This is a genomic window from Acinetobacter sp. 70_2 (genome assembly GCF_056736115.1).
The window spans coordinates 62,685-83,565 of the sequence record NZ_JBWZIP010000004.1; the positions used below are offsets into that span (position 1 = coordinate 62,685).

General features: G+C 39.4%; 17 protein-coding genes and 1 pseudogene. 7 read left to right on the forward strand and 11 right to left on the reverse strand.

Going from position 1 to position 20,881, the window contains the following annotated elements; genetic code table 11:
* Positions 1–775: 775 nt before the first annotated feature.
* A complete protein-coding gene (locus AC1PJ9_RS02960; RefSeq protein WP_311086995.1) occupies positions 776–2,095 on the forward strand; it encodes an OprD family outer membrane porin in 1,320 nt (439 codons plus the stop codon).
* A 107-nt stretch (positions 2,096–2,202) separates the two neighbouring features.
* Here AC1PJ9_RS02960 and ppa read toward each other — a convergent pair whose 3' ends face one another.
* Together ppa and AC1PJ9_RS02970 are read right to left on the reverse strand one after the other, a co-directional pair.
* Positions 2,203–2,727, reverse strand: coding sequence for an inorganic diphosphatase (gene ppa / locus AC1PJ9_RS02965; RefSeq protein ID WP_002121243.1), 525 nt, complete (start codon positions 2,725–2,727; stop codon positions 2,203–2,205).
* A gap of 127 nt (positions 2,728–2,854) precedes the next feature.
* Complete coding sequence (locus AC1PJ9_RS02970) at positions 2,855–3,253, reverse strand: MAPEG family protein (protein ID WP_213064718.1); 399 nt, start codon at positions 3,251–3,253, stop codon at positions 2,855–2,857.
* A gap of 106 nt (positions 3,254–3,359) precedes the next feature.
* On the opposite strand from AC1PJ9_RS02970, the gene AC1PJ9_RS02975 reads away from it, so the two are divergent.
* Entirely contained in the window at positions 3,360–3,743 is a 384-nt protein-coding gene (locus tag AC1PJ9_RS02975; RefSeq protein ID WP_311086996.1) for a hypothetical protein, read from the forward strand.
* A gap of 40 nt (positions 3,744–3,783) precedes the next feature.
* Here the strand turns inward: AC1PJ9_RS02975 and AC1PJ9_RS02980 are convergent, their stop codons facing one another.
* The 6 genes from AC1PJ9_RS02980 to AC1PJ9_RS03005 form a co-directional block, all read right to left on the reverse strand.
* A complete protein-coding gene (locus AC1PJ9_RS02980) occupies positions 3,784–5,463 on the reverse strand; it encodes a long-chain-fatty-acid--CoA ligase (RefSeq protein ID WP_311070233.1) in 1,680 nt (559 codons plus the stop codon).
* Between the two features lie 297 nt (positions 5,464–5,760).
* Positions 5,761–7,980 carry a DNA topoisomerase IV subunit A gene (gene parC / locus AC1PJ9_RS02985; protein ID WP_263612725.1) on the reverse strand — a complete coding sequence of 740 codons (2,220 nt, stop codon included), beginning with the start codon at positions 7,978–7,980 and terminating at the stop codon, positions 5,761–5,763.
* 153 nt (positions 7,981–8,133) lie between these two features.
* Positions 8,134–9,453, reverse strand: coding sequence for a niacin transporter NiaP (niaP, locus tag AC1PJ9_RS02990; RefSeq protein ID WP_311086997.1), 1,320 nt, complete (start codon positions 9,451–9,453; stop codon positions 8,134–8,136).
* Positions 9,454–9,535: 82 nt separating this feature from the next.
* Positions 9,536–10,180 (reverse strand): trimeric intracellular cation channel family protein, encoded by a 645-nt coding sequence (locus tag AC1PJ9_RS02995; protein WP_002048969.1) that lies wholly within the window; start codon positions 10,178–10,180, stop codon positions 9,536–9,538.
* Positions 10,181–10,225: 45 nt separating this feature from the next.
* Positions 10,226–10,693: a YchJ family protein gene (locus AC1PJ9_RS03000; protein ID WP_311086998.1), complete on the reverse strand. Its 468-nt coding sequence runs from the start codon at positions 10,691–10,693 to the stop codon at positions 10,226–10,228.
* A 72-nt stretch (positions 10,694–10,765) separates the two neighbouring features.
* Positions 10,766–12,358 carry a TerC family protein gene (locus tag AC1PJ9_RS03005; RefSeq protein ID WP_263612722.1) on the reverse strand — a complete coding sequence of 531 codons (1,593 nt, stop codon included), beginning with the start codon at positions 12,356–12,358 and terminating at the stop codon, positions 10,766–10,768.
* Positions 12,359–12,684: 326 nt separating this feature from the next.
* Between AC1PJ9_RS03005 and AC1PJ9_RS03010 the strand changes: the two genes are divergently transcribed.
* From AC1PJ9_RS03010 to dinB, 4 genes are all read left to right on the forward strand, one after another.
* Complete coding sequence (locus AC1PJ9_RS03010) at positions 12,685–13,308, forward strand: LOG family protein (protein WP_263612721.1); 624 nt, start codon at positions 12,685–12,687, stop codon at positions 13,306–13,308.
* A 167-nt stretch (positions 13,309–13,475) separates the two neighbouring features.
* Complete coding sequence (gene mdtD, locus AC1PJ9_RS03015) at positions 13,476–14,867, forward strand: multidrug transporter subunit MdtD (RefSeq protein ID WP_311086999.1); 1,392 nt, start codon at positions 13,476–13,478, stop codon at positions 14,865–14,867.
* A gap of 77 nt (positions 14,868–14,944) precedes the next feature.
* Positions 14,945–15,703 carry a glycoside hydrolase family 25 protein gene (locus AC1PJ9_RS03020; protein ID WP_311087000.1) on the forward strand — a complete coding sequence of 253 codons (759 nt, stop codon included), beginning with the start codon at positions 14,945–14,947 and terminating at the stop codon, positions 15,701–15,703.
* A 1-nt stretch (position 15,704) separates the two neighbouring features.
* Positions 15,705–16,760 carry a DNA polymerase IV gene (dinB, locus tag AC1PJ9_RS03025; protein ID WP_311078092.1) on the forward strand — a complete coding sequence of 352 codons (1,056 nt, stop codon included), beginning with the start codon at positions 15,705–15,707 and terminating at the stop codon, positions 16,758–16,760.
* A gap of 58 nt (positions 16,761–16,818) precedes the next feature.
* Here dinB and AC1PJ9_RS03030 read toward each other — a convergent pair.
* Positions 16,819–16,881, reverse strand: a pseudogene (locus AC1PJ9_RS03030) (hypothetical protein); the annotation flags it as partial.
* A gap of 199 nt (positions 16,882–17,080) precedes the next feature.
* On the opposite strand from AC1PJ9_RS03030, the gene AC1PJ9_RS03035 reads away from it, so the two are divergent.
* The gene (locus AC1PJ9_RS03035; RefSeq protein WP_004711002.1) at positions 17,081–17,434 is read left to right on the forward strand and encodes a RidA family protein; all 354 of its coding nucleotides are present in this window, start codon (positions 17,081–17,083) and stop codon (positions 17,432–17,434) included.
* 153 nt (positions 17,435–17,587) lie between these two features.
* On the opposite strand, the gene AC1PJ9_RS03040 is transcribed toward AC1PJ9_RS03035, so the two are convergent.
* Positions 17,588–18,088 (reverse strand): DUF2726 domain-containing protein, encoded by a 501-nt coding sequence (locus AC1PJ9_RS03040; protein WP_311078089.1) that lies wholly within the window; start codon positions 18,086–18,088, stop codon positions 17,588–17,590.
* Between the two features lie 315 nt (positions 18,089–18,403).
* The gene (locus AC1PJ9_RS03045; RefSeq protein WP_311087001.1) at positions 18,404–20,782 is read right to left on the reverse strand and encodes a YgiQ family radical SAM protein; all 2,379 of its coding nucleotides are present in this window, start codon (positions 20,780–20,782) and stop codon (positions 18,404–18,406) included.
* Positions 20,783–20,881: the final 99 nt, after the last annotated feature.

The window sequence follows — 20,881 nt, forward strand, 5'->3', positions numbered from 1 at the left end:
CAATAAAATAAAGTTATTACAAAACTAAAAATGCTCAACATAGAAAAACCCCTTATCGGAAATTATTACCGAGCTTAGAAGTATTCATTTGATGTGCGTAAATTTTCTATTTAGATCTAAAGCCGAGATATAAAAAGTATGTAAATTATTGAGGACCGCACTTGTAATGATCTGTGAGTGAGCATTTTTACTTACTTCATTTCTTTATTTATTTCTGAGTTAAAACTGGTGAACTATTTTGGGTCTTTTTTAAGCGATAATATAAACAAAAAGAGTACTGCACAGAATTTACGCAAAATATCGCACTAATTTTGATCAGCTCAATTAAATTGTATTGGCTTTTTATAACAATCCACTCTTATACATTGCGCTTTAAAAATAATGTTATATTGTAACAATTTAAAGGATGTTTAAAATAAATCGTTGAAAAAATCAACTCGAAACAAGGTTAAAAAGTAAACATATCCAGTAAAAATGGATAAAAAACGAACACAAGAATCAACTATTTTTTGAAGTTTGAATATAAAATAAATGGTAAAAATCAACTAAAAAATAAATTACTTTTTTTATTTTAAACAATAGATTAAGTATAAAAGGCTAATAGTAAATTTACTAAATAACCAGTAGCACATTAATCAATTTCTGCATAGCATATATAAAATAAAATCAACAAAAATATATCTTTTTTATAGATTACTTATACAATTGATGGAAATCCTAGGCCCTGAACTATAACAAGGCACAGGATTTATCGTTTTTATGAGGTTCTTTAAATATGCTAAATGCACAAAAACTTACATTAGCAGTTCTCATTTCTGCGGCAATAATTTCCTCAGCTCAGGCAAGCGAGCAAAGTGAGGCAAAAGGATTTGTTGAAGATGCGAACGGTTCTATTCTCTTCCGTACAGGTTATCTAACTCGCGACAAAAAACAGGGCGCGAAAGATACTAGCTCAGTTGCTCAATCGGCAATTGTAAATCTTGAATCTGGCTTTACCCCTGGTATTGTTGGTTTCGGTGTAGGCGTTGTTGGTGACGGTTCATTTAAAATCGGTGAAAATAATCATGCCGGCAACCAAATGATTCCTAAGCACAATGATGGTTCAGCTTATGACCATTGGGGTCGTGGTGGCGGTAGCGTTAAAGCTCGTTTCTCAAATACGACTGTACGCTACGGTACTCAAGTACTCGATTTACCAGTTTTAGCAAGTAATACTGGCCGTATGGTTCCTGAATACTTTACAGGTACTTTATTAACAAGCCATGAAATCAAGAATCTTGAATTAGTTGCTGGTAAATTCACTAAAGACCAAATGTCTGATCAAATTAATACCGATGCTGATGTAAACGGTAATGGTCTTGATCGTGCAATCGTTTGGGGTGGTAAATATAAGTTCAATGACAACTTAAATGCCTCTTACTATGGCTTAGACAGTAAAAATGCGCTTGAACGCCATTATGCTAATGTGAACTTTAAGCAACCTTTAACAAATGACAGCTCATTAACTTATGACTTTAGTGGTTATCACACTAAGTTTGATAAAGATGCTATTACTTACTCAGCAACTGGAGCAGTAGCACCAAATTATGGTAAGACTGGTGTAGCTGGCGAAGAAAAGACCAATAATATTTGGGCAGTTTCAGGAACTTATGCAACTGGCCCACATAGTGTTATGCTTGCTTACCAACAAAACACTGGTAATGTTGGTTATGACTACGGTCAAAATGCTGATGGTTTCCAAAGTATTTATTTACCAAACTCTTATATGTCTGATTTCATCGGTAACCACGAGAAATCTGCACAAATTCAATACAACGTTGATTTCGGTAAATTAGGTGTATTACCTGGTTTGAACTGGACAACTGCATTTGTATACGGTTGGGACATCAAAGTTCGTAATGTAACTGACGATGCTCAAGAGCGCGAATTCTTCAACCAAGTAAAATACACAGTACAAAGTGGTTTTGCTAAAGATGCAAGCCTTCGTATTCGTAACTCTTACTACCGTGCAAGTGATGCTTACCAATCTAATGCGTACATCGGTGACACAAACGAATGGCGTATCTTCCTTGATATTCCTGTGAAATTATTCTAATTCATAGATCTATCAAGCATAAAAAAACCTACCTCTGGCAACACAGGTAGGTTTTTTATTGAGCCTAGAATATCAATTGTGACACTCTAGGCTCATAAAATCAGAGCTTATTTAGCAGCTTCGATTGCTTTCAATACTTCAGCTTTAGCAACGTCAGCACCTTCCCAACCACTGATTTTTACCCATTTGCCTGGTTCTAAATCTTTGTAGTGGCTGAAGAAATGCTCAACTTGGCTAATCAACAACGGAGGAAGATCTGTATATTCCTTCACGTCTTTGTAAAGTGGAGATAATTTCTCGTGTGGAACTGCGATTAATTTCGCGTCGATACCACCGTCATCTTCCATGTTTAATTTACCAACTGGACGGCAACGAATTACAGAACCAGCAGCAACAGGATGTGGAGTTACAACAAGTACGTCTAATGGGTCGCCATCTTCAGACAAAGTATTTGGTACATAACCATAGTTTGCTGGATAGAACATTGCTGTGCCCATGAAACGGTCTACAAACAATGCATCAGAATCTTTGTCAATTTCATATTTAATTGGCGCTGCATTTGCAGGAATTTCAATGATGACATAGATGTCATTTGGTGCATCTTTACCTGCTGGGATATTGCTGTAACTCATATCAATACTCTTTCGTTATGAAGTCAGATGTAAAATCCACTCGATTATAACGTGGATATCATCAAAATGATGCCGATTATACAATGCGCACACGCGAAAGTTGATATGAATGGCGACAGAATGACACTCAAGTCAGCTTAATTGTCACGATCAATAAAAATATTGGGCATAACAATGATAAAAACCAGACAATCGAACGCAAAGTTGCCCAATTACTTAAGTAACAAATGCCATAAATCACGCGCAAAATAATATATGCCCAGCCCAATCTCAAAATAAAGTACTCAGGCACCACCATATATTCAGCCATCAAAATAGCTGTTAAAAATAAAGGTAAACTTTCAAAACTGTTTTGTTGTACTGCATTTGCCCGAGCAGCGATACCCTTTGTATTAGCAAGAAAATCTCTTGGGTTATGATTATCCGAGGGCTGAAAACCACCCTTAAATTTTGCAATTACGGTAAATGCGTATGGCAGCAAACATGCCACTAAAATAATATAGATAATGCTGCTGATGCCGTGCATAGTGCCATCCATCACTGAAAATACTGTTGATCATGCTATCATAACTCATCGTTTTTACCTGAAATTTTATGCAATCGCATGTCATCACTGATTTATAGGGCTATGTATGCAACAACCTGATCAAAAAGAATTGCTCGAGGTCTTAGAAAAGCAAAAGAAGAACCAGCTTCAGGTAGATCTTATCTTCAAAATTGTATTACCCATCGTCGCTTTTTTACTGAGTGTAATTTGCGCGAATTTTAATTGGCAATCGACATTAGGTACTTTTGTCATTTTGACAATTACTTTTATTGCGGTGGGTGTCAAAAGACTTCCTTTATGGCATTGGCTCATTGTAGTTACCATATACTGTCTTATAGATAATTACCTCAGCTATGGCCAACTTGACTTATCTCACTTGCGCTTACAACTTGGCACAATGATTGTTTTTGTGGGTATGGTTGGAATCGGCCGTCCTTATGTAGACCGCTGGTTTATGAAAAGCCACTAAATAAAAAAGCGCCCTACGGCGCTTTTTTATTCACTAACGATTAAGCAGGTTTACGTAAGTCTTTACGTAAAATTTTACCTACATTTGATTTTGGTAATTCATCCATAAACTCAACATAACGAGGGCGTTTGTAGCCTGTTAAGTTTTCTTTAGCAAAGTTCAAAATTTCTTCTGTGGTTAAACTTGGATCTTTTTTCACAATAAAGAGTTTTGGCACTTCACCTGATTTTTCATCAGGAACACCAATTGCAGCAACTTCCAAAACTTTTGGATGTTTAGCAATAACTTCTTCAATTTCACTTGGGTAAACGTTAAAGCCTGAAACCAAAATCATATCTTTTTTACGATCTACAATTTTTGTATATCCACGGCTGTCCATTACACCAATGTCACCAGTACGGAAGAAACCATCGGCTGTCATCACTTTAGCGGTCTCATCTGGACGGTTCCAATAGCCCTTCATGACTTGCGGACCACGGATTGAGATTTCGCCTTGTTCACCTAAAGGTACTTCTTTACCGTCATCATCTAAAATAGCAACTTCTGTTAAAGGTAATGGAATACCAATCGTGCCACTAAATTCAGTAGAAGCTGGAGGGTTTGCAGTCGCTACCGGAGAAGTTTCCGATAAACCGTAACCTTCAATAATGGTTGTGCCCGTAATTTTCTTCCAAGCTTCTGCTGTAGAAGGCAGAACTGCCATACCACCGCCCATCGCCATTTTTAAATTGCTATGGTCAAGCTGCTTGAACTCTTCATTATTCACTAAGGCATTAAATAACGTATTTACTGCAGGGAAGAAAGAAGGTTGATATTTACGTAACTCCTTAATCACGGCTGGTAAATCACGTGGGTTTGGAATCAAGATATTTGCCTGCCCTTTGTACATACCGTACATCGCACAAACCATGAACGCAAAAATATGGTAAAGAGGTAATGCACAAACAATACGATCGCCTTTAGCACCCTCATTTACACCAAATTTACTTTGGAAAATACCGTCACACTGTAAAAGGTTAGCAACTAAATTACGGTGAGTCAGCTCAGCACCTTTTGAAACACCTGTTGTACCACCGGTATATTGAAGCACGGCAGTATCACTTAGAGTTAAAGTCGGGCGCTTATAATTGCTTGGATTTTCTTTATTCAATGCACTGTTAAACTTAACATGACCAGGAATGTTCCAAGCTGGAATTTGTTTACGCACTTTGCGTAAAACAAAGTTCACTAAAGTACCTTTCAGTGTTCCTAGCATATCTCCAACAGAAGCAACCACGACGTGTTTGACCGGAGTTTTTCCTAAAATACTTTGGTAAACACTCGCAAAGTTCTCAATAATGACAAGAACTTCCGCACCTGAGTCGTTTAACTGATGCTCAAGCTCACGCGCAGTATACAGCGGGTTAACATTCACTAAAATCAAGCCAGCACGGAAAACCGCCAATGCCACGACAGGATACTGCAATACGTTTGGCATCATTACTGCAACGCGCGTACCTTTTGCTAACCCCAAATTTTGCAAATAGGTCGCGAACTTACGGCTTGCAAGTTCCAACTCGTTAAATGACATGGCTTTATCCATAAAGATAAAGGCATCACGAGAACCAAATTTTTGGAAATTACGCTCAAAAATATCAACAAGTGAGGTATTTTCTGCAGGCAATGCTACTGTTTCTGGAATCCCTGTCTTTTGGTATTCTGCAAACCAAATCTTTTCCATAATGCCATTATCTCCGATTCGTAATCCTTAGTAATAACTGTTATTCAATGCCCCAGCTATTCTTTAGCTTCTTGGTGCCAGAACATATTTAAAACTTATTGGCACATTCATGACACTTTCGAACAAGATTATGAGACAGAAGTTTTGACAATTTGACCCTGCCAAATTTTTTGCATGGAGTACAAATTATGTACTCCAAATTGCTGCCCTTTTAATCATTATTCCATACCAACAAGTTCAGTTCATTGCTTGAACTTGTTGCCATATATAGCGTATTTATGTTGCCAGACGCTAGCTTTATCTCTGAATCAACAGTTTATTTGCTTTTTGATATCCACGTGGTAAGAGCTGACCTTTCGAAGCACGTTTACCCATGTATTTTTGTAGATCATCACCTTTTAATTTTAGATGTTGTTGACCTGCAACCACCTGAATTATTTCATCTAAGTTCAGGGTTGTCATGGATAAAATCTGCTCTTTGGCTTCAAGTTGTATCAACTTATTACCTTTACCTTTATTTAAATTTGGTAGTTCTGCCAAATCTAAAATTAACAAACGCCCTGCCGAGCTCAGCACAGCCAAATGCGTCATATTTTGGGCAGAGATGAGCGGTAATGCTTTTGCCTTATCAGGTACCGTTAAGAATGTCTTACCAGCTTTAGCATTGGTATCTAACTGTTTGACTTGAGTTTTAAAACCATAACCCGATGAGCTTGCAGCAATCAGTTCAGATTCTTCATCATCTAAATAAGCCTGAATAAACGCTACGCCACTTGCTGGTGACAGTTTCGAACTTAATGGATCGCCTAAACCTCTAGCCGAAGGTAAGCTGCTAATTGGTAAGGCATAACTACGCCCTGTTTCATCAAGGAAGTAAACCCGTTGATTGGTTTTACCTACAGCATGACTTAAATATTGGTCCCCTGCACGGTAGTTCAGGTTTTCAGCATCAACATCTGCGCCTTTTGCCGCACGAACCCAACCTGCTTCAGACAACACAACGGTTACCGTTTCAGCTGGCATTAGATCTTGTTCTTTAATTTGAACCGCTTCAGCACGTGCAACAATTGGAGAACGGCGTTCGTCACCAAACTTTTTCGCGTCTTCTTTTAATTCACCAATAATCAGATTTTTTAGAGATTCAGGATTTTCCAACTGTTCACGAATAATGGCAGCTTTCGCAGAAAGCTCATCTTGTTCATGACGGATTTCCATCTCTTCAAGCTTTGCCAAGTGACGTAATTTAAGTTCTAAAATCGCTTCAGCCTGTATCTCATCAATATTGAAATGTTCCATCAATACTGGCTTAGGCTGATCTTCTTCACGAATAATGCGAATAACAGTATCAATATCGAGATAAGCAATTAAAAGACCTGCCAAAATATGTAGGCGCTTTTCAATACGGTTTAAATGATACTGCAAACGACGAGTGACCGTATTTTTACGAATCTCAATCCATTCAAGCAAAATACGACGAATTGATTTCACCTGCGGGCGACCATCTTCGCCAATCATGTTCAAATTGACACGATAGCTTGACTCTAAATCGGTGGTCGCAAATAAGTGACTCATCACCGCTTCAGCATCGATACGGTTAGAGCGCAATACAATCACGAGTCGTGTTGGGTTTTCATGATCTGACTCATCACGTATATCCACTACCAAAGGCAGCTTTTTCGCCTGCATCTGGTCAGCAATTTGGGTAATCACTTTAGAACCAGAGACTTGATATGGTAGCTCAGTGATTACGATTTCATGCTTTTCAACGGTATAAACCGCTCGCATGCGGTAACTACCACGACCAGTCGTCTGGATTTTAAGTAGCTCTTCTGGCGGAGTAATAATTTCAGCTTTGGTTGGTAGGTCTGGAGCCGGAATATATTCAGCTAATTTTTCGTCTGAAGTTTGCGGGTTGCGAATTAAAGCAATTGTCCCCTTCACAACTTCACGCAAATTATGCGGAGGAATGTCGGTCGCCATACCCACAGCGATACCAGTTGTACCATTCAAAAGAATATTCGGTACACGTGCAGGTAAGGTAATCGGTTCTTTTAACGAACCATCAAAGTTATCTTGCCATTCGCTGGTACCCTGACCTAATTCACTCAGCAACAACTCGCTATAAGCTGAAAGTTTAGCTTCGGTATAACGCATCGCAGCAAATGACTTAGGGTCATCGGGTGAACCCCAGTTACCTTGACCTTCAATTAAAGGATAGCGATAACTAAAAGGCTGAGCCATGAGTACCATGGCTTCGTAACATGCCGAGTCGCCATGTGGATGGTATTTACCAAGCACATCACCCACTGTACGCGCTGATTTTTTTGGCTTGCCACTATTTTTTAAGCCTAGCTCGCTCATGGCATAGACAATACGGCGCTGTACAGGCTTTAAGCCATCACTGATATGCGGCAATGCACGGTCCATAATGACGTACATGGCATAATTCAAGTAAGCCTGTTCAGTAAATTCGGCTACAGAGCGGTTTTCTGTCGCATGATGCGCAAGGCTGGTCATAGTCAGCTTATCTTCCAAATCAGTCGTTATTTTAAGTGTGTATTATGCTAAGTGGGCTATGTTACAGACACAAGAGGGACTCTGTCACCTGAGCGTCAAATTATGTCTTATCTCTCTATATTTTTAGTTACTTGCTATAAAGTTAGGCAGAAACTATAGCCCAATCGACTCTAGTCTTTTACCTTGAGTCTCTTCACCTAATATCAAAATTACTAAGGCTACAGCAAGTAAAACCACAGTAAACATCATAAAAACGTGATTAAACCCGTTTTTGGCAACCATCATATGAGTCACGACCATTGGCGCGACAATTCCACCAATACGCCCCATTGCCGATGCCCAACCCGAACCAAACGCCCGAATATTGGCTGGATATTGTTCTGGTGTATAGGTATATAACACTCCCCATGCACCCAAATTAAAGAATGACATGAGACAACCCCAAAACATAATGCTATTTACGCTGTCGGCTTGTCCAAAGAAATATGCAGATAAGGCACAAAAACCGATAAATGCCGCGAGTGTAATTTTTCGACCTAAACGTTCAACAAACCAAGCCGCCGCTAAGTAGCCCGGTAGCTGCGCCAAAATCATAAGCAATACATATTCAAATGATTTAACAACGTCGTAGCCTTGTTTCACCAATAAACTCGGCAACCATGTAAAGATACCGTAATAGGAATACACAATGCCAAACCAGATCAGCCAGAGCATTAAACTTCTACGAGCAAATTGACCACTCCAGAGCTGTTTAAATGAAACTTTTTGTCGCATCGCCACAGGTACAACTTCGATATGATGCACAATTTGCACGCATGCTTCGGCTTCTAGTTTTTGTACCAATGCATGTGCTTCTTCAATACGACCACGGTTAATCAAATACGGTATCGACTCAGGGACTTTTTTCCAAATGACTAAAATATAAATAAGTGGTAGGCCACCCATAAGAAAGGCAATATGCCAGCCAAATTTAGGAATAATAGAATAAGAAATGAGTGCAGCGACTAACCAGCCTAAACCCCAAAAGCTTTCAAGCAGAACGATAAATCTTCCACGAACATGAGCAGGAACATATTCACTCACTAGTGTAACTGCTACAGGTAACTGACCACCGAGTCCTAGCCCCACAATAAAACGAAAAATTAATAGCCACTTTAGATCGGGGGCAAAAGCACATAAGGCGGTAGCAATACTATAGATCGCCATCGTGATCGCAAATACCGTTTTACGGCCAAAACGATCTGCCAAGGCACCAGAACAAACTGCACCAATAGCCATGCCTACAAAGCCAATACTGACAATCCAACCGCTTTCAGCTGGTGTTAATGACCAGTCTTTAACAAGGGTTGTCATAATAAAAGCGATAATGCCAGTATCCATCGCATCAAACATCCAGCCTAAACCCACTACCCATAAAAGCGTGTAGTGAAATTTGCCAATTGGAAGATTTTGTATGCGTGAAACCAAATCCATAAGAGTAACTCTACTGGAAAGAATAAGTGGACAAGACCATATATAGAATTGTTATATCATGCCCACATGAAGTTCTGCATGATTAATGTTCGTCGGTTGAAGAAGCCGACTCTGCATCATCATCTTTATAAATAAATTTAGGCATTTCCAAACCAAAATAAATGGCAATTAAACGAAGCGTAAAACCAAATACCAGGGTGGAGATAACGGTAAGTTCTAAACTCAAACCTAAGTCCAGACAAACCCAATAGCAAATGACTGCAACAAAAGAAATACTTGCATAAAGCTCACGGCGGAAAACAAACGGGACATCGTTACATAAGATGTCACGTAAAATACCACCAGACACTCCAGTTAACACCCCTGCTACAGCCGACACGACAAAGCCATGCCCCATTTGTAAGGCAATCTGGCAGCCAATAATGGTAAACCCAATCAAACCTAAAGCATCGAGCACCAAGAAAATATTATGTAAATGGCGCATCCACTTGGCAATAATGATGGTAACAAAGGCAGCACAACACGTTAAAACTAAGTATTCAGGATGCTTTACCCACGTTAAAGGATAGTGCCCAAGTAGTACATCACGTACAGAACCACCACCCAAGGCCGTTACACAGGCAATCAGTACGACACCGAACCAGTCCATACTCCGTCGCCCAGCAGACAATGCTCCTGTCATGGCTTCAGCAGTAATCGCAATAATATAAATAACGGTGAGTAACATTGCCCTTTCCTTCAGGCCAAACGGTGGGCGTATTTTAAGATAAAGTTATAGGAATTGTGCACAGCATTGCTTAAATTTTTTTCCTGAACCGCATATACACGGCTGTTTCATGGTGACCTGCATATCGACCGTTGGATCAAGGAAAAACCATTGTTGCTGGTGATATACAAAATGTGAAACTTCATGATGGATTTGAGCACTTTTTCCATCATGATAATGAGCCTTGAACTCCACCTGTGCATGGGTCTTATCCAACTTTTCTTTGGCTTGGATGACTCCCAAAGCGAGCCATTGATTCTGTTTACTCCAGTCACGAATGGCCTCTTTATCAAGAGCAGCTTGTTGACCTAGTGCTGTGGTTTGAACAATATAATCAATTTGCTGTAATGCAAAAGCACTATAACGGGAACGCATAAGCTGCTCCGCCGTGAGAGCTTTTGCTGTGCCTAAATGTAAAGGCTCACAACATTCTGAATAGCTGCCTTTTCCACATGGACAAGTGTGTTGAGTCATTCTGTGTTTCTCAAATAAAAAAATAGCTCAGAGTTGAGCTATTTTATGATGTTTCTAGACTTAAAATACCATTTAATCTTTTGATTCATCTTGTTCGATAGAAACAATATGAACTTTCTCGATCTTGTGGCCTTCCATGGTTACAACTTCAAAGCGATAACCATCTGCCTCAACAGTTTCCCCATTTTCAGGTAAACGACCTAAATGGAATAACAAATAACCCGATAAAGTAGAATATTGTTCACTTTCATCTACCAAATCACGACCAAGTAAAAGCGATACATGGCGAATATCGGTTGAACCTTCAAGTATTAAAGAACCATCTTCTAAGCTTTCAGCTGCTGCATCTAGTTCATCTTCATCAGGGAACTCACCAGCAATAGCTTCTAAAATATCAATTGGTGTCGCAATACCTTCAATTGAACCATATTCATTTAGAACAATCGCCATTTGCAAAGGAGCCTGACGTAATTGTTCCATTACCATAAGCACTTGAGCATTTTCATGCACAATGACTGGCTCACGTAAGTACTTTTGAAAATCAACAACGCCTGTTTCAATGAAACCATTTAAAACTTTATGTGTAAGCGCGATCCCTTCAATATTATCAAGTTCACCACGAGCAACGATTAAACGCGAATGTGTCATCGACATTAAACGTTCTTTTAAAACTTCCGGTTCATCGTCTAAGTCAATCCATTCCAGCTCAGGTCGTGGAGTCATTACCGACTTTACTGGACGTTCAGATAACCCAAGTACGCCTTGTACAAGTACACTGTGGTAAGCACCATTTTCTTCATCAAAGACTTCATCGGCGAAAGCTTGAGTAGCCAATACATCTTCTTTATCAGCCGTTTGGGCATCTGAAGTAGAACCGCTATTTTTACTGCCTAACATACGTAAAACCGCAGAAGCCGTACGATAACGTAAATCGGTAGTCGTCACTAGCTTTTCTTGATTGCGGCGCATGGTTTGGTTGATCATTTCGACTAAAATCGAGAAACCAATAGCAGCATATAAGTAACCCTTCGGAATATGGAAACCAAAACCTTCCACCACCAAAGAGAAACCAATCATCATTAAGAAGCCAAGACACAGAATAACGACTGTTGGGTGCTTATTTACAAAGTCCATGAGTGGTCTTGAAGCCCACAACATGATACCCACAGCAATCACAACAGCAACCATCATGATTGACAGCTCTTTCACCATACCCACAGCAGTAATTACGCTGTCTAATGAGAATACGGCATCAAGCACTACAATCTGGACAATCACCATCCAGAACGCAGCATGGACTGGATTATCTTCTTTATGAAGCTGTTTACCTTCCATCCGCTCATGTAATTCCATGGTGCCTTTAAAGAGCAAGAACACACCACCGAACAATAAAATCAAGTCACGGCCAGAGAATGGATGGTTAAGAATATGGAAAAGTGGTTGGGTGAGTGTCACGACCCAAGCAATTGAAGCTAAGAGGATAAGACGCATTCCCAAAGCGAGTATTAAACCCACTATACGTGCCTTAGTACGTTGTTCTGGTGGCAACTTTTCAGCCAAAATGGCAATAAAGACGAGGTTATCGATCCCTAGTACGATTTCAAGAACAATTAATGTAGCTAAGCCTACCCAAGCAGACGGATCAGACATCCATTCAAAGATCATTGATCCTGCTCCTGTGCTGGGTGGATTTTATCTTTATTGGACAACGCAACAGGCGTGCCTAGACAAAGGGGGAATAATGTTTTTTTAGGACAAGAAATTAAAACGGAGCGACTACAACCACTACCCATATTTGTTCATATGTTGTTAAACGAATTTTCAGTATAGGCAAGATTTAACATAAATTCATCATTTTTATTTGATCATTATATGTATTCACCAAACCCATACAAAACATGAATCTTTCCTATAAAACTGCTTATAAAGTTGTCATATTTTTTGCTTAGTGTAGACAAGAAATATGAACGTGATAAGGTGAAAATAAAGCAATGAATAGCGTATTAACAATGGCAGTAAATGATTCACCAATAACAGCTGTAAAAACAACACAACCTCTTATTGCATTATATTGTGGCTCACGAGCAGGAAATAACCCGATTTATCGCGAAAAGGCAATTGAGTTAGCCAGCGGAATTGCTGAACAAGGTTTTGGTTTGGTCTACGGCGGTGCCAGCATTGGTCTAATGGGGCAAGTTGCAGAAAGCGTACTTGCGCATGGTGGAGAAGCTGTAGGTGTCATTCCTGAATTTATGCTTGATTATGAAGTCGCACATGCAGGACTGACCGAATTGCATGTGGTCGAAACCATGCATGAGCGTAAAGCCATGATGGCAGAGCGTGCGAGTGCGTTTATCGCGCTACCTGGCGGTTTAGGAACATTCGAAGAAATTTTGGAAATTGCGACTTGGGGTCAACTCAATCAGCACCAAAAACCCATGATTTTATATAATGTAAATGGTTTTTATAATGCATTAATTGCTCAGTTAGACCATGCGGTCCAAGAAGGTTTCCTCCCTCTTCAGCACCGAGCTAAATTAATTGTATGTGAAGAAATCGATCAAATTTATAACGTCATCCGAAACTTAAAAATGCCAAAGAGATTTGTTGTTTAAGCTCTCTACCTCAACAAAAAAGCGGTTCTTCCGCTTTTTTTGTTTTAACTATTTTCACCGTTGCCTTCAAAAGCAATTAGATTTAGTAAAGGGGTACTCAACATTGCCTTACTCTTTTTACTTTCAATTTGTTTTACACTAAGCGAAAACGTTAATTTTCAAATGTTATGAATGCCACGCCGACTCATCAAGCTTTGCAACCTGAATATCGCCTATTGGTTCTTTTGGTTTCCATTGGCTTTTTTATGCAGGCATTGGATACCACCATTGTAAATACTGCTATTCCTGCAATGGCACATCATTTAAATGAAGATCCATTACGTATGCATAGCGTGGTGGTGGCTTATGTTTTATCTGTAGCGGCCTGTATTCCTTTAAGTGGATGGCTAGCCGACCGCTTTGGCGTCAGAAATACGTTTTTATCAGCGATTGTTATTTTTACGCTTGCATCTTTAGGTTGTGGTCTTTCTCAAAGCCTTAATGAGCTTTTATTTTTCCGTGTCATTCAGGGTGTCGGGGGCGCGTTATTACTCCCCGTTGGTCGTTTATCACTTTTAAAAATTATTCCCCGAACTCAGTTCTTAGCTGCCATGAGCCTCATGAGTTTGGCAGGTTTACTTGGTCCATTAGCGGGTCCAACTCTAGGTGGCTGGTTAGTTGAAGTTGCAACATGGCACTGGATTTTTCTTATTAATATTCCAATGGGTATATTAGGTATATTAATGACATTGAAGGTCATGCCAAATGTAAAAGAGCCTACCGTTAAAACCTTTGACCTTATTGGGTTTGTGCTATTGGTTGTTGCAATGATTGGCTGGTCATTGGGTATTGAACATCTTGCCTCACGTGAATATTCAAAATGGTTCAGTATTTCACTGTTAGTTGTCGGTGTAATCGCAACGCTCTGGTATGCCTATCATTCACATACCCATCAAAATGCATTATTCCGTAGCCGATTGTTTAAAAATAAAATATTTGCCATTGGTATTTTAGGTAATTTCTTTGCCCGTTTTGGTGGCAATGCCTTACCTTTCGTTTTACCGCTTATGTTACAGGTGGCCTTTGGTTTTGAGCCATTCATTGCGGGTTTAATGATGATTCCACTGGTGTTAGGATCGCTTTTTTCTAAGCCGATTGTTAGACCTATTATTCAGAAAATGGGTTATCGCCGCTTTTTGTTAATTAACACCACATTAGTCGGTCTATGTATTGCATCTTTTGCGATTATGACGGTCGATACTCCTACTTGGTTTAGAGCCCTACACTTTTTCTTATTTGGTACATTGAACTCATTACAGTTTGTGGGTATGAATACACTTACCTTGAAAGATTTGCCTCAACAAGATGCAAGTAGTGGGAATAGTTTCCTATCAATGATTATGATGCTTTCAATGAGTATTGGTGTTGCACTGGCAGGTACCCTCATTAATGTATTTACCGATTACTATGGTACAGCACATGTGACTACCGCCTTCCATGTCACCCTTATTTGTTTAGGTTGTATTAATGTCATTACTGCGCTTATCTTTTGGCAAATTCCAAAAAATACGCCTGTGTAAGCAGTTGCATTTTTAGCATGGTTTCTCGCTCGCGAATCACGCTATGATGTGAGCTTCATATTGATACTGAGTTTTGCATGACCAAGCTGGCAAAAACCTTTTCTACACCACGCTACAACACCCTAATCGGGATTGTTTTAGCTTGTGTTATGGGGGTTCTCTCTTACTTTGGTCTGTTCTACCAACAAAAAGCAATTGCTCAAGATTATCCGGTTCAAGGCTTTGATGTTTCTCATCATCAAGAAGATATTAACTGGAAAAAAATATCACCCAAAAAATTCCAATTCGTCTATTTAAAAGCGACTGAAGGTGGTGATTATAAAGATCCAAAATTTCAAGAAAACTGGTTAAAAGCACGCGAACATGGATTTCATGTTGGGGCTTATCATTTTTACCGTTTATGTCGTGATGGCAAAACACAAGCTGAAAATTTTATTGCAACCGTACCCAACAAAGCTGATGCCCTTCCTCCTGTTATCGATTTGGAATATGACGGCAACTGTATTAATGCGCACACCAAAGAACAATTACTTAAAGAAATAGGCATTATGCATGACCGCCTAAAACAGCATTATGGCAAACAGCCTATCTTTTATATTTCCAAAACTTTTTACCACATTGTATTAATAGGAAGTTTCCCTAATACACCACTTTGGGTCAGAGATTACGAAGGGAAACCTGAGCTGAAAGACAAGCGAAAATGGCTCTTTTGGCAGCATAGTAATCAAGGTAAAATTGGAGGCATGACCAAACCAGTAGACTTAAACGTTTATGAGGGTTCAGTCAAAGAATGGGACCAATTTTTACAGCAGCAAGGCATCGTGAAAGCACAATAATATGCGCAAAATCATTCATATCGATATGGATGCCTTCTATGCATCGGTCGAATTGCGAGAGCGTCCTAATCTAAAGCATCTTCCCGTCGTTATTTCTTCACATCATCCGCGTGCTGTAATTGCGGCAGCTTCTTACCCTGCCCGTGAGTTTGGCTTACGCTCTGCCATGTCCATGAGCCAAGCAAGAAAACTATGCCCTCAAGTTGTTATTATTGAGCCTAATTTTGAAAAATATCGTGCCATCTCGGCTCAAATTCATAGTATTTTTCAACAATACACCACTCTGATTGAACCTTTATCGCTTGATGAAGCATACCTTGATGTTACTGAAAATTTAAAACAAATCGCGAGTGCAACCGAAGTGGCCATGCATATTCGGGAAGATATTTTTAGGTTAACAGGACTAACTGCCTCGGCTGGTGTAGCACCCAATAAATTCTTAGCAAAAGTCGCGTCTGACTGGAATAAACCAAATGGCCTGTTTGTTATAAAGCCCTCTCAGGTGGCCAGTTTCATTCAAGACTTGCCCTTAAAAAAAATTCCGGGGGTCGGTAAAGTTACCCAAGAAAAACTCCAACAGCTTGAGTTACATACGCTGGGTGACTTACAAAAAATTGAAGAAGCTGTTTTGGTTCACCACTTTGGTAAATATGGGCAACAACTTCATTTATATGCACAAGGTATTGATAATCGGCCTGTTCAAGCTGAACGTGCTCGTCAGCAAATTTCAAAAGAAACCACATTTGATAGTGACTTTACCCTCGCCCAGTGCCAACCCTACTGGCATGGCTTAGCCGAAAAAGTCTGGCAGAGCTTAGAGAAAAAACAACTTAATGCTCGTGGTGTAAATATTAAGCTCAAACTTAAGAATTTCCAGACACTCCAACACAGTAAAAGTTTTAAAAACCCAATTCATTCTCAACAAGACCTGATTCAAGTTTTATTCTTACTTTTAAATGAGATGCATATTCCCGAAAACTTCCAATTTCGGCTGATTGGTATTGGCGTTTATCAATTACAGACTAAAGCTGACGACTTTCAGTTGTCCTTATGGTAAGTGTTGTTTTTTTATCCAAATGAGCAAGTTTTAAACAAAAACAGTTCCCTTTTGATCAAAATTTGAAGTAATCTAATCAACGCATATTCATTACCCATGTATTTGCAACGTGCCAAAGCAACCTTACTTTCGGCATATCGTCCTGTGATTGGCGTGACGACCAAATCCGAATATTACAGGGCACTTAAAGTACATGGGACTCTACCCATTCTTATAAATCACAACAATAATCTACCGAAATTCCTTTGCACTTGCTTGCGCCTGCCTAGTAACTCTTCATAAAATCAAACTATTCAATAAAGACACTTTAGAGCATTTTTATGACGGTAAAACGCTTACACGTGACTTCAAGATATTGTGAAGTGGCGATTTCGGGTAATTTAGTCCATTTAGCAGGACAACTCGCTGATGATACCAGCGTAGACATTACGGCGCAGACTCAACAAACTTTAGACAATATTGATCGCTTACTTGCTGAAGCAGGAACCGACAAAAGTCATATTCTTTCTGTCATGATTTTTCTAAAAGATATTGAAACAGACTATGCAGCTATGAATGCTGTATGGGACGCATGGATTAGCAAAGAGCATCCACCTGCTCGTACTTGTGTGGAATCTAAACTTTATGCACCTGATGTACTTGTAGAAATGACAGTAGTTGCAGTACTTCCATAATTCTTATTAATTTTAAGCAATAAAAAACTGAGCAATATTGATGAAGATAGTGCTCAGTTTTTTATGTTTTTAGAAGTTTTAATTTCAGCATTTTATTCAAATCTTCTTTAATGAGTCCTAAAATTAAATTGCTATAACCTCTATTTATAACTTCTAAGACTTCACAAAAGCATTTGAGATTCTTTCTAACTGCGGCGTGGCAGGTAAAGTTGCCATCTCTGATTCAGGGGTTAATAAATCTCTTCTTAAATCATGATAATCAGGCACACTACCGTAGCGAAGCACACGATAACCTGCAAGTTGTAATAAACGGCGCTCATATTGCTGATGTGCTCGGCGTAAACCATTTTCCTCAAGCATAACCACTACAAAAACTTGGTAATTTTGATCAAGTACAACAAAGTCAGCCGTCATATTTTGATATTTGCGACGTGTGTGAGCATATTTAGTTGTTAATAAAGCATCAAATGAAACATGGGCTAATACGGTAAATTTAGGCAATACTGTTTGTAAACGAGTAAGTGTCATTTGTTCATGACTGCTTAATACGGCGCGGCGCTTTAAAGCACTGTCTTGTTGATGCTTTCTGGATAGACTCTTTGCCGCCATAACGACAGTCAAAAAGAGTAATAATATCGTGATTAAATAATACATGGGCCTAATCCTTTAAGTTTTTTATAATGATTTTGCTAGATCACACTTTGTTTTAATTGATAACGACACAGCCGTTTTTTTAAAAGGTTCACTTAGTAATTTCACTTGTAGTTATCAAGCTTGGCTTAAATTTAGCCACCCTCACATTATTTATAATCATAGAATCAATAACAATCAAGTGCAGCTCGTCAGATTTTTAGCATTTATCATTTTTCATTACATTTTTTAGGCTAAAAATTTCAAAAAATCTCACTATACGATTTAAATAACCTCGTAAAAAACAAAAAAGGCTCTGTTTAAGAGCCTTTTTTATCATTATCCACGTGCTTTTGATTTTGGTTTACTTTTACCACCAAACGGTCTCTTCTCACCTGTTTCACGAGGAGGTAAACCTGTATGTTGCGTTAATACCTGACCTTTCTGTGGACGCTTCTGATTTGAATGATTATTGGTTTGCTGGTTATTTCGTTTAACCGAATCCCCTGCTGCAGACGAGTTTTTCTTACGTGCAGATTTATATTCCCCTTCTGTGCCTTTTGGCTGATAAGTCGGAATTAAATGCTGCTTTGAATTACCAATCAAATCGGCACGGCCCATTTCTTTTAAAGCTTCACGAAGTAATGGCCAGTTATTTGGATCATGGTAACGTAAGAATGCTTTATGCAGACGACGGCGTTTCTCACCTTTTACAATATCAACCTTTTCAGTATAACGAGCGACTTTAGCAAGCGGGTTTTTGCCCGAATAATACATGGTTGTTGCAGTTGCCATTGGTGATGGATAGAACGTCTGCACCTGATCGGCACGGAAACCATTCTTTTTCAACCAAATAGCAAGATGCATCATGTCATAATCTGAAGTACCCGGATGCGCAGCAATAAAGTAAGGAATTAGATACTGCTCTTTTCCTGCTTCTTTACTGAAACGGTCAAACATTTGTTTGAAACGATCATACGTACCAATACCCGGTTTCATCATCTTAGATAACGGGCCTTGCTCAGTATGTTCAGGAGCAATTTTTAAATAACCACCCACGTGGTGTTGCACCAGCTCTTTGACATATTCAGGGTTGAGTACAGCAAGGTCATAACGTAAACCTGAACCGATCAGAATCTTCTTCACACCTTTAATTGCACGTGCTTTACGGTAAAGTTGCACTAAAGGCGCGTGATCGGTATGTAAGTTTTGACAAACGCCCGGATAAACGCAGGAAGGTTTACGACAGTTCTTTTCAATTTCAGGGTCCTTACAATGCAAACGATACATGTTTGCCGTTGGACCACCTAAGTCAGAAATAATGCCGGTGAAATTTGGTGCTGTATCACGGATTTTTTCAATCTCACGTAAAATTGAGTCTTCCGAACGGTTTTGAATAATACGACCTTCATGTTCCGTAATTGAACAGAATGTACAACCACCAAAACAGCCACGCATAATGTTGACTGAGAATTTGATCATATCAAATGCAGGGAAACGCGCATCACCATAAGTAGGATGTGGCAAACGTGCATAAGGTAAATCAAATACATAGTCCATTTCCTCAGTAGTTAGAGGAATTGGAGGTGGGTTAATCCACACATCACGCTCACCATGGCGTTGAACCAAAGCACGGGCATTACCAGGGTTGGTTTCAAGGTGCAAAATACGGTTTGCATGTGCGTAAAGCACTTGATCATTTGCCACTTCTTCAAAAGAAGGCAAACGAATAACCGCCAACTCTCGTGGTGGTAATTTGTGTTTAATTGCTTTTGACGGTGCTGGCTTTAATTGAACGATTTGAGTGTCGTCATCGAGTTTGTCGCCTTCACGCACAATCGGATTTGCAACAATCTCTTTTTGGAAGTTTTGATACTGAGCTAAAGAGTTACCCTTTTCTTTTTCAACCTCACAGCCATCAATATCTTCTGTCATGACATATGGGTTAATAATTGGGTCAACACGCCCAACTGTATCTACATCATTACTCGCAACTTCAACAAACTTTGCTTTTGATGCTTTGTTATGTTTATTAATAATAAATGCCGTACCACGAACGTCAGTAATCTCGTGGATTTTCTCACCTTTAGCTAAACGATGCATCACATCAATAATGGCACGCTCACCATTACCATACATGAGCAAATCAGCTTTTGAGTCCATTAAAATCGAACGACGGACTTTATCTGACCAATAATCGTAGTGCGCAATACGACGTAAACTACCTTCAATACCACCTAATAACACTGGTACATCTGGGAATGCTTCACGACAACGTTGGCAATAAACTGTTGCAGCACGGTCAGGACGTTTATTTGGTTCATTGTTTGGAGAATATGCATCATCCGAACGGATTTTACGATCTGCCGTATAACGGTTAATCATCGAATCCATATTACCGGCGGTTACACCCCAAGCAATTGTTGGCTTACCTAAAACGCGGAAGCTTTCAACATTGGTCCAATCTGGCTGCGCAATAATTCCGACACGGAAACCTTGTGCTTCCAGTACACGCCCAATCACACCCGATACAAATGATGGGTGGTCAATATAAGCATCACCACAAACTAAAATAAAGTCACACGCATCCCAGCCGAGTTGATCCATTTCTTCTCGTGACATCGGCAAAAATGGCGCTGGTTCAAAACACGACGCCCAATATTTGTCGTAATCAAACAGCGCTTTTGGCGCAGTTTGCATGGTATAAGCGGTAGACATGGCTTGCGAATCTCGGCTAGCAGATGAAGGAGAGACATCTAAAGATGAAAGCCGATCATTTTAACATGAATTTCATTCATTTTCCTTGTTTATAAAACA